Origin of the sequence: Streptomyces sp. NPDC001828 (genome assembly GCF_042892175.1) — a bacterium.
In the GTDB taxonomy this organism is placed as follows: Bacteria; Actinomycetota; Actinomycetes; order Streptomycetales; family Streptomycetaceae; genus Streptomyces.
Genome location: NZ_JBIATV010000022.1, coordinates 1 through 14,365, shown reverse-complemented (window position 1 = coordinate 14,365; position 14,365 = coordinate 1). Strand labels below are relative to the sequence as shown.

The 14,365-nt window shown below is 72.5% G+C and carries 12 protein-coding genes; 8 read left to right on the top strand and 4 right to left on the bottom strand.

The window, feature by feature from the left end; genetic code table 11:
• Nucleotide 1 precedes the first annotated feature (1 nt).
• From ACFYZA_RS38445 to ACFYZA_RS38420, 6 genes are all read left to right on the top strand, one after another.
• The gene (locus tag ACFYZA_RS38445) at nucleotides 2-595 is read left to right on the top strand and encodes a (2Fe-2S)-binding protein (RefSeq protein ID WP_382590542.1); all 594 of its coding nucleotides are present in this window, start codon (nucleotides 2-4) and stop codon (nucleotides 593-595) included.
• A gap of 2 nt (nucleotides 596-597) precedes the next feature.
• The gene (locus ACFYZA_RS38440) at nucleotides 598-3,003 is read left to right on the top strand and encodes a xanthine dehydrogenase family protein molybdopterin-binding subunit (RefSeq protein WP_382590539.1); all 2,406 of its coding nucleotides are present in this window, start codon (nucleotides 598-600) and stop codon (nucleotides 3,001-3,003) included.
• A 399-nt stretch (nucleotides 3,004-3,402) separates the two neighbouring features.
• On the top strand, nucleotides 3,403-4,866 hold the full coding sequence (locus tag ACFYZA_RS38435; RefSeq protein WP_382590537.1) for an NCS2 family permease: 1,464 nt from the start codon (nucleotides 3,403-3,405) through the stop codon (nucleotides 4,864-4,866).
• Nucleotides 4,867-4,912: 46 nt separating this feature from the next.
• On the top strand, nucleotides 4,913-6,061 hold the full coding sequence (locus ACFYZA_RS38430; protein WP_382590534.1) for an XdhC family protein: 1,149 nt from the start codon (nucleotides 4,913-4,915) through the stop codon (nucleotides 6,059-6,061).
• Between the two features lie 115 nt (nucleotides 6,062-6,176).
• Nucleotides 6,177-7,409, top strand: coding sequence for a GNAT family N-acetyltransferase (locus tag ACFYZA_RS38425; protein WP_382590531.1), 1,233 nt, complete (start codon nucleotides 6,177-6,179; stop codon nucleotides 7,407-7,409).
• A 373-nt stretch (nucleotides 7,410-7,782) separates the two neighbouring features.
• On the top strand, nucleotides 7,783-8,670 hold the full coding sequence (locus ACFYZA_RS38420) for a polysaccharide deacetylase family protein (protein ID WP_382590528.1): 888 nt from the start codon (nucleotides 7,783-7,785) through the stop codon (nucleotides 8,668-8,670).
• An 8-nt stretch (nucleotides 8,671-8,678) separates the two neighbouring features.
• Here the strand turns inward: ACFYZA_RS38420 and ACFYZA_RS38415 are convergent, their stop codons facing one another.
• The 4 genes from ACFYZA_RS38415 to ACFYZA_RS38400 all read right to left on the bottom strand — a co-directional run bounded on the left by ACFYZA_RS38415 (nucleotide 8,679) and on the right by ACFYZA_RS38400 (nucleotide 12,787).
• On the bottom strand, nucleotides 8,679-10,223 hold the full coding sequence (locus ACFYZA_RS38415; RefSeq protein WP_388494908.1) for a carboxylesterase/lipase family protein: 1,545 nt from the start codon (nucleotides 10,221-10,223) through the stop codon (nucleotides 8,679-8,681).
• A complete protein-coding gene (locus tag ACFYZA_RS38410) occupies nucleotides 10,216-10,854 on the bottom strand; it encodes a GPP34 family phosphoprotein (protein WP_382590522.1) in 639 nt (212 codons plus the stop codon). The genes ACFYZA_RS38415 and ACFYZA_RS38410 overlap by 8 nt, the downstream gene beginning before the upstream one ends.
• 113 nt (nucleotides 10,855-10,967) lie before the next feature.
• Nucleotides 10,968-11,624, bottom strand: coding sequence for a response regulator (locus ACFYZA_RS38405; RefSeq protein WP_388494907.1), 657 nt, complete (start codon nucleotides 11,622-11,624; stop codon nucleotides 10,968-10,970).
• On the bottom strand, nucleotides 11,621-12,787 hold the full coding sequence (locus tag ACFYZA_RS38400; protein ID WP_388494906.1) for a sensor histidine kinase: 1,167 nt from the start codon (nucleotides 12,785-12,787) through the stop codon (nucleotides 11,621-11,623). Before ACFYZA_RS38400 ends, ACFYZA_RS38405 begins: the two co-directional genes overlap by 4 nt.
• Nucleotides 12,788-13,099: 312 nt before the next feature.
• On the opposite strand from ACFYZA_RS38400, the gene ACFYZA_RS38395 reads away from it, so the two are divergent.
• A complete protein-coding gene (locus ACFYZA_RS38395) occupies nucleotides 13,100-13,303 on the top strand; it encodes a cold-shock protein (protein WP_100580096.1) in 204 nt (67 codons plus the stop codon).
• A gap of 384 nt (nucleotides 13,304-13,687) precedes the next feature.
• Nucleotides 13,688-14,365, top strand: a 678-nt coding sequence (locus tag ACFYZA_RS38390) for a DEAD/DEAH box helicase (RefSeq protein WP_388494905.1), incomplete at its 3' end; no start/stop codon positions are given.

Genomic DNA, 14,365 nt, shown 5'->3' with positions numbered 1-14,365 from the left:
CATGCGCGTGAATTTCACGGTCAATGGCCGTAAGCAGGAGGCCGACGACGTGTGGGAGGGCGAGAGCCTCCTCTACGTCCTGCGCGAGCGCATGGGCCTTCCGGGTTCGAAGAACGCCTGCGAGCAGGGCGAGTGCGGCTCCTGCACGGTCCGCCTCGACGGTGTTCCGGTGTGTTCGTGTCTGGTCGCGGCCGGACAGGTCGAGGGCCGCGAGGTCGTCACCGTGGAGGGCCTGGCCGACTACGCCGCCCACCGCACCGACGCCCACCCCGGCGGCGGCTGCGCCTCCGGCGCCTGCGGCACCTCGGTCGACGCCGCCAAGCGCTGGCAGGCGAAGCCGCAGGACGGGCAGACTGGAGAGGCCGGCGGGCTCTCCCCGATCCAGCAGGCCTTCATCGACGCCGGCGCCGTGCAGTGCGGTTTCTGCACCCCGGGTCTCCTGGTGGCCGCCGACGAACTCCTGGAGCGCAACTCCGAGCCGTCCGACGCGGACATCCGCGAGGCGCTCTCGGGCAACCTCTGCCGTTGCACCGGCTACGAGAAGATCCTCGACGCGGTCCGCCTCGCGGCCGCCCGTCAGGAAGAGGCGGTCTGATCATGGCGCAGAACACCCGCACCACTCCGGCCGGTACGCCCACCAACGTCACGCAGAACCACACCAAGGGCGGCATCGGCGAGTCCACGCTGCGCCCCGACGGCACCCTCAAGGTGACCGGTGAGTTCGCGTACTCCTCGGACATGTGGCACGAGGACATGCTGTGGGGCCAGACGCTGCGCTCCACCGTGGCCCACGCCCTGATCGAGAACATCGACATCTCCGAGGCCGTCGCGATGCCCGGCGTCTACGCCGTGCTCACCTACGACGACCTGCCGGCGAAGATGAAGAACTACGGTCTCGAGATCCAGGACACCCCCGTCCTGGCCAACGGCCGGGTCCGCCACCACGGTGAGCCGGTCGCCCTCGTGGCCGCCGACCACCCGGAGACCGCCCGCCGCGCGGCCGCCAAGATCAAGATCGACTACAAGGAGCTGCCGCTCGTCACGGACGAGGCCTCCGCCCTCGCCCCGGACGCGCCGCTGATCCACGAGGGCCGCGACGACCACCACTCCGGTCACGTCCCGCACCCCAACATCGTGCACCGCCAGCCGATCATCCGCGGCAACGCGGCGGAGGCCGCCAAGCGCGCCGACGTGATCGTCAAGGGCGAGTACACCTTCGGCATGCAGGACCAGGCCTTCCTCGGCCCGGAGTCCGGTCTCGCGGTGCCCGCCGAGGACGGCGGCGTCGACCTGTACGTCGCCACCCAGTGGCTGCACTCGGACCTCCAGCAGATCGCCCCGGTCCTCGGCCTGCCGCCGGAGAAGGTGCGCATGACGCTCTCCGGCGTCGGCGGTGCCTTCGGTGGCCGCGAGGACATCTCGATGCAGATCCACGCCTGCCTCCTGGCGCTGCGCACGGGCAAGCCGGTCAAGATCGTCTACAACCGGTTCGAGTCCTTCTTCGGCCATGTGCACCGTCACCCGGCGAAGCTCTACTACGAGCACGGCGCCACCAAGGACGGCAAGATCACGCACATGAAGTGCAAGATCGTCCTGGACGGCGGCGCCTACGCCTCAGCCTCCCCGGCCGTCGTCGGCAACGCCTCCTCGCTCTCCGTCGGCCCGTACGTCATCGACGACGTCGACATCGAGGCGATCGCGCTCTACTCGAACAACCCGCCCTGCGGCGCGATGCGCGGCTTCGGCGCCGTCCAGGCCTGCTTCGCCTACGAGGCCCAGATGGACAAGCTCGCGGCGAAGCTGGGCATGGACCCGGTGGAGTTCCGCCAGCTCAACGCCATGGAGCAGGGCACGATCATGCCGACCGGGCAGGTCGTGGACTCCCCGGCCCCGGTCGCCGAGCTGCTTCGCCGGGTCAAGGCCCGCCCGCTGCCGCCCGAGCAGCAGTGGCTGGCGGCCGGCGAGGAGGCGGACGTCCGCGCGCTGCCCGGCGGTCTGTCCAACACCACGCACGGGGAGGGCGTCGTACGCGGTGTCGGCTACGCGGTCGGCATCAAGAACGTCGGCTTCTCCGAAGGCTTCGACGACTACTCCACCGCCCGGGTCCGCCTGGAGGTCATCAACGGCGAGCCCGTCGCGATGGTCCACACGGCCATGGCGGAGGTCGGCCAGGGCGGTGTCACCGTGCACGCCCAGATCGCCCGCACGGAGCTGGGCGTCACGCAGGTCACCATCCACCCGGCCGACACCCAGGTCGGCTCCGCCGGTTCCACGTCCGCCTCGCGGCAGACGTACATGACCGGCGGCGCGGTGAAGAACACCTGCGAGGCCGTCCGCGCCAAGGCCCTGGAGCTCGGCCGCCGCAAGTTCGGCTCCTACCACCCCGCCTGGGCCACCGCCGAGCTGCTGCTCGAAGGCGGCAAGGTCGTCACCGACGGCGGCGAGGTCCTCGCCGACCTGGCGGACGTCCTGGAGGGCGAGGCGATCGACGAGGAGCTGGAGTTCCGGCACCGTCCGACCCAGGCCTTCGACCTCGTCACGGGCCAGGGCAACGGCCACGTCCAGTACACGTTCGCCGCGCACCGCGCGGTGGTCGAGGTGGACACCGAGCTCGGCCTCGTCAAGGTCGTCGAGCTGGCCACCGCCCAGGACGTCGGCAAGGCCCTCAACATGCTCTCCGTCGTCGGCCAGATCCAGGGTGGTACCACCCAGGGCCTCGGCGTCGCGGTGATGGAAGAGATCATCGTGGACCCGAAGACCGCGAAGGTGCGCAACCCGTCCTTCACGGACTACCTGATCCCGACGATCCTGGACACCCCGACCATCCCGGTCGACGTCCTGGAGCTCGCCGACCCGAACGCGCCGTACGGCCTGCGCGGTCTCGGCGAGGCCCCGACCCTCTCGTCCACCCCGGCCGTCCTCGCGGCGATCAGGGCGGCGACCGGTCTGGAGCTCAACAAGACCCCGGTCCGTCCCGAGCACCTCACGGGCACCGGAGCCTGACCCCTCGCGGGGTTCGGGGGTGAAAGGGATTTCCTCCGGGGGACGCGAGTCCCCCGGGCCCCCTCCCAAAGCCCTCCGGGCGGTGCGTGCCTCCCGGGAACGTCACACTTCCGACGCCCGCACCGCCCGGAGCACACCAGTACCGCACCGCTCGCGGTTCTCGCAGTACCCGCAGTACCCGCAGTAAGAGCACCACCAGCAGAACCGAGTCACACCAGCATCACCCGTAGCCATCTGCACTGCGGTACCGCCTTCGGTACCCCGGCAGGAGCAGACACCGTTCGTCTCGGGCCGTCCCCCGGGTCGTGCAGCCCACGCACCATCCCAAATCCCGCAGCTTGTCTGACCTGAGGACTCAAGTCTTATGCGGGTGCCCCTGTGAACCTTGGGAGTAGGCCCATGACCCAGCAGTCTGTGGAGCCGAAGACCACCGCCGAGGACGCGGGCTCCGGCTCCCGTCCCCCCGCCGGCAGGTCTTGGCTCGACCGGTACTTTCACATATCCGAGCGAGGATCCACGTTCGCGCAGGAAGTGCGCGGCGGCATCACCACCTTCATGGCGATGTGCTACATCCTCCTGCTCAACCCGCTGATCCTCTCGACGCCCGACGTCGACAAGCACGTGCTGGGCCACGCGGGCCTGGTCACCGCCACCGCGCTCGCGGCCGCGGTCAGCACCCTGCTGATGGGCTTCATCGGCAAGGTCCCGCTCGCACTGGCCGCCGGACTGAACGTCTCCGCGGCCCTGACCACCCAGGTGGTCCCCAACATGACCTGGCCGCAGGCCATGGGCATGTGCGTCATGTACGGCGTCGTGATCATGCTCCTGGTCGTCACCGGCCTCCGCGAGATGATCATGAACGCCATCCCGCTGGCGCTCAAGCACGCGATCACCATGGGCATCGGCATGTTCGTCGCCCTGCTCGGCCTGGTGAAGGCCGGATTCGTGGGCAAGGGACCCGAGCACGGACCGCCGGTCACCCTCGGAGCCACCGGACAGCTCGTCGGCTGGCCCGTCTTCTTCTTCGCCATCACCCTGCTGCTGATCTTCGCCCTCCAGGCCCGCAAGGTGCCCGGCGCCATCCTGATCGGCATAGTCTCCGGCAGCGTCCTGGCCTTCGTGGTCACCAAGGCCGCGGGCCTGACCGACGCGGACTGGGGCGGCACCGCCCCCGGCCTCAGCGGCAGCGCCGTCTCCACGCCCGACTTCGGCCTCTTCGGCCACGTCGAGTTCGGCGGCTGGGGCTCCATCGGCGCCATCAGCGTCGGCATGATCGTCTTCACCCTGGTGCTCGCCGGCTTCTTCGACGCGATGGCCACCATCATCGGCGTCGGCCAGGAGGCCAAGCTCGCCGACGACAAGGGCCGCATGCCGGGCCTGTCCAAGGCGCTGTTCATCGACGGTGCGGGCGGTGCGATCGGCGGCGTCTCCGGCGCCTCCGGCCAGACCGTGTTCATCGAGTCCGCCTCCGGCGCCGGTGAAGGTGCCCGTACCGGCCTCTCCTCGGTCGTCACCGGTCTCTTCTTCGCCGCGTGCCTCTTCTTCACCCCGGTCACCCAGCTGGTTCCGGCCCAGGTCGCCTCCGCCGCCCTCGTCGTCATCGGCTCGATGATGATGAGCGCCGCCAAGCACGTGGACTGGAGCGACCGCTCGGTCTCCATCCCGGTGTTCCTCACCGTGGCGCTGATGCCGTTCACGTACAACATCACCGCCGGTGTCGGCGCGGGCGTCGTCGCCTACACCGTGATCAAGGCAGCACAGGGCAAGTGGCGGGAGATCGGCGGGTTCATGTGGGCCCTGACAGCCGTCTTCACCATCTACTTCGCCCTCCATCCCATCGAGAACTGGCTCGGCGTCAAGTAGCGGCCAGGCCGCTGACGCCCTCCACACGTCGTTAAGGAGACCGAACATGCTGGACATCGCCGAAGAGCTGAACCGGTGGGTCGAGCAGGGACGCGAGTTCGCCGTGGCCACCGTGGTGGCCGTCGGCGGGAGCGCGCCCCGGCAGCCGGGAGCCGCCCTCGCCGTCGACAGCGACGGCACGGCGATCGGTTCGGTCTCCGGCGGATGTGTGGAGGGCGCCGTCTACGAACTCTGCCAGCAGGCCCTCGAAGACGGCGAGACCGTCCTCGAACGCTTCGGATACAGCGACGAGGACGCCTTCGCGGTCGGCCTGACCTGCGGCGGCGTCATCGACATACTCGTCACCCCGGTCGGCGCGAAGGCCCCCGCCCGCAAGGTGTTCGCCGCCGCCCTCGCCACCGCCGCGCGCGGCGAGGCCGCCGCGGTCGCCCGGGTCACCGACGGGCCGGCCGAACTGATGGGCCGCGCCCTGCTCGTCCACCCCGACGGCCGCTACGAGGGCGTCCTCGGCGGACACCCCGAGCTGGACCGCGCCGTGGCCGACGAGGCCACCGCCCTGCTCGACGCGGGCCGCACCGCCACGCTCTCCCTCGGCGCCGACGGCCGCCTGTGCGGCCAGCCGCTCACCGTGCTCGTCGAGTCGAGCGTCCCGGCCCCCCGGATGATCGTCTTCGGCGCCATCGACTTCGCCGCCGCCCTGGTCAGGGTCGGCAAGTTCCTCGGCTACCACGTCACGGTGTGCGACGCCCGGCCCGTCTTCGCGACGAGGACCCGCTTCCCCGAGGCGGACGAGATCGTCGTGGAGTGGCCGCACAAGTACCTCCAGCGCACCGACACCGACTCCCGTACGGTGCTGTGCGTCCTGACCCACGACGCCAAGTTCGACATCCCGCTCCTGGAGACCGCCCTGAAGCTGCCGGTCGCCTACATCGGCGCGATGGGCTCGCGCCGCACCCACCTGGACCGCAACAAGCGGCTGCGCGACGTGGGCGTCACCGAGCTCGAACTGAACCGCCTGCGCTCCCCGATCGGCCTCGACCTCGGCGCCCGTACGCCCGAGGAGACCGCCCTGTCCATCGCCGCGGAGATCGTCGCCAACCGGCGCGGCGGCAGCGGGGTCGCCCTGACCGGCGCCCACACCCCGATCCACCACGACGGCTCGACGAAGGTCGGCCGCATCGGCTCGGTCGCCTAGCCCCACCGGCTCGGGTGCCGATAGTCCCACCTGGTCGGGCGCCGTCCGGGGCGGCCGTCCCCGACCCGGGCGATATACGGGTGACTGCCCGTTTCGGCCGGGTTAGGGTCGCGGCATGAGCGAGCTGCAGTTCCGGGACGTGCCCGAGTCCGACGTCGACCGTGCCCTGGAACTGTGGTGGCTGGTCTTCCACGACCGCCCCGACGAGAAGGAGAAGCGCGAGTACCACCGCGAGATGGTGCTGCGCTGCGACCGGGTGGGGGCCTACGACGGCGACGCGCTCGTCGGCTTCCTCGTCGCCCACCGCTTCACGCTCTCCGTCCCCGGCGGTGAACTCCCTTGCCCCGGGCTCACGTTCGTCTCCGTCGCCCCCACGCACCGCCGCCGCGGCGTGCTCTCCGGCATGATCGCCGAGGTGTTCCGCCGGTGCGCCGCGCACGGCCGCCCCATCGCCGCCCTGTGGGCCTCCGAGGCCGCCATCTACGGCCGCTTCGGATTCGGCGCGGGCACCTACGGGACCACGGTAGAGATCAACTCGACCCGCCCGCTCGCCCTGCGCATCGACCCCGACCCGCGCGCCCTGCGCCTGATCGACGCCGCCGACGCGCCCGCCGAACTCGGCCCCTACTACGAGGCGACCCGCACCCGCCGGGCCGGGCGCGTCGCGCGCGACGCGGAGCGCTGGCGCGGCGAATGGCTGCCCGAGACCGACGAGGAAGACGAGGAGCTGGGTCCGCCCCGCATCGTCGGCCTCGGCGCCGTGGGCGAGCCGCTCGCCGGGTACGCCGTCTACCGCACCCGCCGTGAGGACGACCCCGCCAAGCCCGGCACCGTCCAGGTCGCCGAGCTGGAGGCGGACACCCCGGCGGGGGAGGCCGCGCTGTGGAACTACCTGGCCGGCATCGACCTCACCGGCACCGTCCGCGCCTGGGGCCTGGCGCCGGACGACCCGCTGCTCCTGTTCGCGACCGACCGCGACCAGGTCAGGGCCGTCGCCGAGTTCCCGGCACTGTGGATCCGCCTGGTGGACGTCGGCGCGGCGCTCACCGCCCGCTCCTGGGCGGCCGAGGCCTTCCTCGTCCTGGAGGTCACCGACGACCGCGTCCCGGCCAACGCGGGCCGCTTCCGGCTGGCCGCGTCGCCGCACGGCTGCACCTACGAGCCGACCTCGGCCGAGCCCGACCTCGGCCTCGACGTGCGCGACCTGGCCGCCGTCTACCTCGGCGGCACCGAGGTGCGCCGCCTCGTGCTCGCCGGCCTGGTGACCGAGCACACCCCGGGCGCGGCCGAGGCCCTGGACGCGGCGCTGCGCACCGCGGAACTGCCGCACACCGTCGACGAGTTCTGACCGGCCCGGGGGTCGAACGGGGAGATCCGCGGGCCGGAGTGACGAGGCTCTCGTCGTACTCAGGGCGCGGCCGGGACGAACGTCCCACGGCGAACTCCCTGCTCGGAGCGGGAACCGAACGTCCCCTTGGCGGGGTCTTTGCCTGCGCGTTAGGGACCAAAGTCCCCGCGTGCGGAGCCCACGCCGAACCCCTCGCATCACTGAGGTCGCGTCAACCCCCTCGCATGTCAAGGAAGTTGTCGGAATTCGGGTATTTTCCGTCGGTACCCGGCCGGAGAATTCACATTTCGGGATTCGAGCGCGATCGTGCGATCGTGGCCAACCGGTGAAGCTCCGCTGCCGTACCGGCACGTACCGAGGGGATGGGGAAACCATGGCGCGACTGACTGCCCACACACGCCGCATCGTGATGGCCACGGCTACGGCCCTGGCTCTGACGGGTGGCGTCGCCGCCGCGGTGTTCCTCGGCAGCGACACCTCCGCCGACGGTCCCGGCCCCGCGCTCGCCCACGCCACCGCCAAGTCCGACAACAAGCCGGGCGGGCGCCCATCGGGCCCCGCCGAGCCCTCGGGACCCGGCGGCGACGACAGCGCGCCGGACGGCTCGGACGGCTCCTCCGAGGCCACCGGCGCCGCCGCGCCCCCCGGTTCCGGCGCGATATCGGAGACCATCGACCACGCCACCGAGAGCGGCGGGAAGTCCGTCTCGATCACCATCGACGACGGCCCGAGCCCGGTCTGGACGCCCAAGATCCTCGCCGTCCTCAAGCAGTACGGGGTGAAGGCGACCTTCTGCATGATCGGCCCCCAGGCCAAGGCCGACCCCGCCATGGTCAAGGAGGTCGTCGCGGCCGGGCACCGGCTCTGCGACCACACCGTCAGCCACGACGAGGCCATGAACAAGAAGCCCGTCGCCTACCAGAGCGCCCAGATCCTCGACGCCCAGAAGATGATCGAGCAGGCGGCCGGCGGCGCGAAGGTCCAGTACTTCCGCGCGCCCGGCGGCGCCTTCACGCCCGACAACCGCCACGTCGCGGCCGGCCACGGGATGCGCCCGCTCGGCTGGAACGTCGACACCAAGGACTGGAAGCAGCCCGGCACGGCGACGATCGTCAAGACGGTGAAGCAGGAGCTCAAGAACGGCCCGATCGTGCTCTTCCACGACGGCGGCGGCGCCCGTGGCCAGACGGTCGAGGCACTGAAGGAACTGCTGCCGTGGCTCGCCGAGCAGGGCTACACCTTCAGCTTCCCGGCCGTCTGACCCACGGCTCACGGCATCGTCGCCCACAGCGCGCAGTGATGGACCCCGCCCGGCCGCACCGGGCCCGTACGCTCCGGAGCCAGGCTCTGCACCTGTGAGCGGGCCCAGTGCGGCGCCCCGCCGCCGTTGGGGTCCCCGGTGCGGGCGAACCGTGTCCAGTAACCGATCATCGTGTCGGCAAGGCGCCGCTGACGTTCCGTCATATCCCGTGGCCGGCCGCCCAGATCGAACAGGTACGGCAGTTCCGTGGTGTGGGTCGCGCCCAGCGGGAACGGCGGGGGAGCGGGCGTCGGGCGCGGCGGGTCCGGGTCGGCGAACTCGTAGCGCCAGACCGTCCGTCGCGCGGCGAGCAGCGAGCCGGTCCGCAGTGTGGGGCAGGCGTAGTCGGCGTCCCCGATGACCGCGCCGAACACCGGCCCGCCGTCCGTGCCGCGCACGGGGTACGCGGCCACGACCTCGGCGGCCCGCGCCGGATCGGGCACGAACTCCCGCACCACATCGGGCCAGTTGGCCGGAGTGACGGCGGTGCCCGCCGCCATGATGCCGGCCGCCCAGATGGTGCCCTCGTCGTGATTGGCCCCGATGAGCACCGGCACCCGCGCCACCCGCCCCGAGGCCACCGCCCCTGCGGGGTCGCGCGGCAGCAGAGCGGTGCCGTACTCGGGCTGCGCGTCCGCGCCCTGCGCCGCGAGCAGCCGGGCCACCGGCACCCGGCGCAGACAGCCGAGCACGTCCGCGGCCCTCGCGCAGCCGACCGCGCCGGCCAGCTCCGTCCCGGCCGCCTCCGCCACCGTCGGGGCCACCGCGTAGGGGGCGAAGGGGCGCGCCGGGCCGCCCGTACAGGGCCCGCTCTCCATGATCGCCCGCTGGAACAGCCCGGCCGCCGAGGGCGAGGCGAGCTGTGCGCAGACCGCGTAGCTCCCGGCCGACTCCCCGGCGAGCGTCACGTTCCGCGCGTCCCCGCCGAACGCCCCGATGCCGCGCCGTACGTAGCGCAGCGCCGCCTGCTGGTCGGCGAGGCCGAAGGTGCCCGAGCCGGCCAGGCCCGCCCGGCCGAGGTAACCGAGCGCGCCCAGGCGGTAGTTGACGGTGACCACGACGACGTCCCCTCGCACCGCCATCCGGTGCGCGTCGTAGGAGCTTCCGGCCCCCGTGGTGAAGCCGCCGCCGTGCAGCCACACGATCACCGGCCGGGGGTGGCCCGGCGCCGCGTCGGACGGGGCGGTCACGTTCAGATACAGGCAGTCCTCGCTCGTGCTGCCGCCCGGCACCTCACCGGCCGGCTGCGCGCACGCCGGGGCGGGCCGCGTCGCGTCGCGGACCCCGGGCCACGAGGCGGCCGGGCGGGGCGCGGCCCAGCGCAGCGCGCCGACGGGCGGGGCGGCGTACGGGATGCCGTCGAAGACCCGGTAGCCGTCGCGCACCGAGCCGCGCACCGCCCCGTCCCGGGTCCGCACCACCGACGCCTCCGGCGAGGGCGACGCGGTGACCGGCGGCAGCAGTACGGCCAGGGCGCCGGCGAGGACCGCGGCGATCCACCGCACCTCAGCCACCCCCCATTCCGCCCTGGGCCGCGACCAGCGTGGTCCCGAGACCGCGCACCGCGCGGCCGAGTCCGGGCGCGATCGCGTCGAGCCGCCCGGTCAACGCGTCGAGACGGTCCCGGTGGGCCCGGGCGTCCGCCGCCGGAACGAGGTGCCGCACCCGGCCCGCCGAGGCGAGCGCCAGGACCACGGCGTCATACGCCTCGACGGGTCCCGCACCTCGCAGCAGCGCCGTGAGGCGTGCCTGAAGAGCCCGTACGTCCGCCGCGTCCCGCACGGTCACCTCGCGTCGGGCGGGCCGCGCGAAGGCGGCCCGCTCCTCGACGGTGACAAGGCCGAGCGCGGCCAGCCGGTCCTCGACCGCGCCCAGGGTCTCCTCGCGGTCGCCGCGCACCCACGCCTTCCAGGTGCGCCGGTGCTCCCCGGCTCGGCCCAGGACGAGATCGAGCACCGGGTCGCCGGTGCCGCCGGGATCCGTCACCGTCACCTCGCCCGAGGCATCGGCGACACGGCCCAGGCAGGCCAGTTCCGCGAGCAGCGCGGCGCGCAGCAGGAAGCCGGTGCGGGTGCGGTCGTACAGGGCGCCGGCGTCGGTGTCGTAGGCCGCGAGATACATCCGGCCGTACAGGGTGTGCGTCATGACACCGACGCTAGGGACCCGCCCCTCGCGGGGGATCCACCCGGCGGACCGAACCGGGCCCCGACCACGGGATGAACGCGCGGGCGCCTCATCCCACGGGATGAGGCGGCGGCTCAGCCGCGGCGCGGCTCGACAAGGCCGTGGTCGTACGCCGCGACCACCGCCTGCACCCGGTCGCGCAGCCCCAACTTCCGCAGCACGGCGCCGACATGGGTCTTGACCGTGGCCTCGGACAGATGCAACTGGCGGGCGATCTCGGAGTTGGAAAGGGCCTGCCCGATCAGGGTGAGCACCTCCCGTTCACGCGGCGACAGCGCGGCGAGGGCGGCGGGCGCCGGAGGCGTCGTGGTGTGCGCGAAGCGGTCGAGCATGCGCCGCGTCACGGTCGGCGCGAGCAGCGCGTCCCCGCGCGCCACCACGCGGACGGCCTCGGCGAGTTCGGCGGGCCGGATGTCCTTGAGGAGGAAGCCGCTGGCCCCGGCCCGCAGCGCGGTCAGTACGTGCTCGTCGAGGTCGAAGGTGGTGACGACGAGGACCCGGGCGGTACTGCCGGACGCGACGATGGCACGCGTCGCGTCGATGCCGTCCATGACGGGCATCCGCACGTCCATGAGGACGACGTCCGGCCTCAACTCGCCCACCAGGCGCACCGCGTGCCGCCCGTCCGCCGCCTCGCCGACCACCTCGAGATCGTCGCGGGCGTCGATGATCAGACGGAAACCGCCGCGCACCAGCGCCTGGTCGTCGGCCACCACCACCCGGATCGTCACGACGCGTACCTTATCGGCAGCACCGCGTGCACCTCGAAACCCCCGTCGGGCCCCGAGCCCGCCACCAGCGTGCCGCCGAGCAGCGCCGCCCGCTCCCGCATCCCCGCGAGCCCTCGCCCCGACCCGGCCGAGCGCCAACTCCGAGCGCCGGGGCGGCCGTTGTCGCTCACCGCGATGTGGATCGCCTCCTCCTCACGGCGTACCGACACCCGCACCAAGCTCGCCCCCGCGTGCCGCAGCGTGTTCGTCAGCGCCTCCTGCACGATCCGGTAGGCCGCCAGGTCCACGGCGGACGGCGGCGTCGGCCCCCGGCCCTCCTCGCTCAGCTCGACGGCGAGCCCGGCGGCCCGCGCGCCCGCGGCCAGCTCGGCGAGGTCCCCGAGCCCGCGCGGCGGTCGCCGCCCCTCGTCGCCCTCCCCGCCCGCGTCCGCCCGCAGCAGCACCCGCAGCTCCCCGAGCGCCGAGCGGCCCGCGCCGTCGATGGCCCGCAGGGCCTGCCGCGCCTGTTCGGGATCGGCGTCGAAGACGTCCTCGGCGGCGCTCGCCTGGATCACCATCACCGACACGGTGTGGGCCACCACGTCGTGCACCTCCCGGGCGATCCTGGCCCGCTCCTCGGCCACCGCCCGCCGCGTCTCGGCGGCGAGCCGCTCCTGCTGCGCCCTGCGCCACTGCCCCGCCGTCCAGGCCAGCGTCGCCGCCAGTACCTGGGTGACGAGCGCCAGGGGGCCGCCGCCGACGAAGGCGAGCGGGGCGAGCGCGAGCATCCCGAGCAGCCCCCACCGCGAGCCGCGCACCGGCCGCAGCGCGGACAGGACGCACAGGGCGAGCTGCGCCCCGAGCAGGGACCCGGTCAGGCTCAGCGCCGGGAAGAGCAGCCACATCGCGGCTCCGAGCGCCGCGCTCGCGGCGAGCACCGGGCCGGGCCGGCCCACCACCCGCCACAGGACCGCCACCTGCGCCACGGCCAGCACGAGGGCGGCGGCCGGCCGCCAGGCGGCACCGGCCTCGGGCCCGGCCGCCAGGCAGACGGGCACCGCCACCCCGAGCACGAGGACCGCGGAGCCGGCCCGCAGCACCTGGACGGCCCGGGGCGAGGGAGGAGCGCCGGTGCCGTCCGTGAGCGGGCTGCCACTGCCGTCGGAACCGCGTGTAAGACCCACGCCGCGACGCTACCAACCCCAGGTGAAGGTGGAATATTCGTGGCCGGGGCGTCGGAAATTTGCCGAAAGTACGGCGAGGCTTCCTGGCGGCGCGCGCAAAATAGTAGTATTTGCCGTGCCGTCTTCTCGGATCCGTGCTACTGTTGATCCCAGTTGCAGTTGTGGTTCCCAAAGACTTCAAGTGCCTTGATGGTTTTATGCCGTCGGGCGCTTTTGTATTTCCGGTGTTTTTTCCGGACGGGGCAATCATCGCGGTAACGACGGGGTCAGCACAGTGCGGACCCCCGGGCATTGCCCCGAAGGAGATATGACATGGCTACTGGCACCGTGAAGTGGTTCAACGCGGAAAAGGGCTTCGGCTTCATTGAGCAGGAGGGTGGCGGCCCGGACGTGTTCGCCCACTACTCCAACATCGCCGCCCAGGGCTTCCGTGAGCTTCAGGAAGGCCAGAAGGTGAACTTCGACGTCACGCAGGGCCAGAAGGGCCCGCAGGCCGAGAACATCACGCCTGCCTGACGCTGAAGCGTTTTCTGCACGCGGCTGGGGCTCGCACCTTGGGGTGCGGGCCCCAGCCCGTTGTGCTGTACCACCGGGCCACCGTCACCTCGTGACGGATTCTCCACGGCCCGCGGGACGCCGGGCACCCGCCCGCTCGTCCCGCCGCAGCGGACGACCGCCACGGCCACGGCCGGGGCGGACATCAGCCCGCTGTCCTGATCCGGCCCGCCCGCCTCCCAGGCGGCGGCTGCCCGGCATTCCGACATCGGGCGGGGAATTTCCGCGTCCCCGTGCGGCCGGATCGGAATTCAATTTTCTGCTTTCGGCTCGTTCTTGCGATGCCCCGGCTGATCCCATTCGCCGGGCGTCCCTCGATACGTGCCATATCGAGGAAGGTTCTCCTTGAACCGTTCAGCTCGCACGAACGACCGCTACTCCGCCGGCCGCCAGGGCGGCGCCGACCGCGGGGCCCGTTTCCGGCCCCAGGGCCCGAACCGCTCCGGCGGCGGCCGCAGGCCCGCAGCACCCCAGGGCGAGTTCGCCCTCCCCGTCACCGTCACCCCGGCGCTGCCCCCCGTCGCGAACTTCGCCGACCTCGAACTGCCCGCCGAGGTGCTCGAGCTCCTCACGAGCCTGGGCATGAACGAGCCGTTCCCGATCCAGTCGGCCACGCTGCCGAACTCGCTCGCGGGCCGTGACGTCCTGGGCCGTGGCCGTACCGGCTCGGGCAAGACCCTCGCCTTCGGCCTCGCCCTCCTGGTGCGCACCGCGGGCCGCCGCGCCGACTCCAAGAAGCCCCTCGCGCTGATCCTGGTGCCGACGCGTGAGCTGGCGCAGCAGGTGACCGACGCGCTGACGCCGTACGCCCGCGCTCTGCGGCTGCGGCTCGCCACGGTGGTGGGTGGGATGTCGATCGGGCGTCAGGCGGGTGCGCTGCGGTCGGGTGCGGAGGTCGTGGTGGCGACGCCGGGCCGGCTCAAGGACCTGATCGAGCGGCGTGACTGCCGTCTGGACCAGGTCGACATCACGGTCCTGGACGAGGCCGACCAGATGGCCGACATGGGCTTCATGCCGCAGGTG

Bases quoted from the DNA above. Each gene is read 5' to 3' on its own strand.
- ACFYZA_RS38430 (WP_382590534.1), top strand. From the start codon at position 4,913: ATGCTGGACATCGCCGAAGAGCTGAACCGGTGGGTCGAGCAGGGACGC.
- ACFYZA_RS38435 (WP_382590537.1), top strand. From the start codon at position 3,403: ATGACCCAGCAGTCTGTGGAGCCGAAGACCACCGCCGAGGACGCGGGC.
- ACFYZA_RS38395 (WP_100580096.1), top strand. From the start codon at position 13,100: ATGGCTACTGGCACCGTGAAGTGGTTCAACGCGGAAAAGGGCTTCGGC.
- ACFYZA_RS38425 (WP_382590531.1), top strand. From the start codon at position 6,177: ATGAGCGAGCTGCAGTTCCGGGACGTGCCCGAGTCCGACGTCGACCGT.
- ACFYZA_RS38410 (WP_382590522.1), bottom strand. From the start codon at position 10,854: ATGACGCACACCCTGTACGGCCGGATGTATCTCGCGGCCTACGACACC.
- ACFYZA_RS38420 (WP_382590528.1), top strand. From the start codon at position 7,783: ATGGCGCGACTGACTGCCCACACACGCCGCATCGTGATGGCCACGGCT.
- ACFYZA_RS38445 (WP_382590542.1), top strand. From the start codon at position 2: ATGCGCGTGAATTTCACGGTCAATGGCCGTAAGCAGGAGGCCGACGAC.
- ACFYZA_RS38440 (WP_382590539.1), top strand. From the start codon at position 598: ATGGCGCAGAACACCCGCACCACTCCGGCCGGTACGCCCACCAACGTC.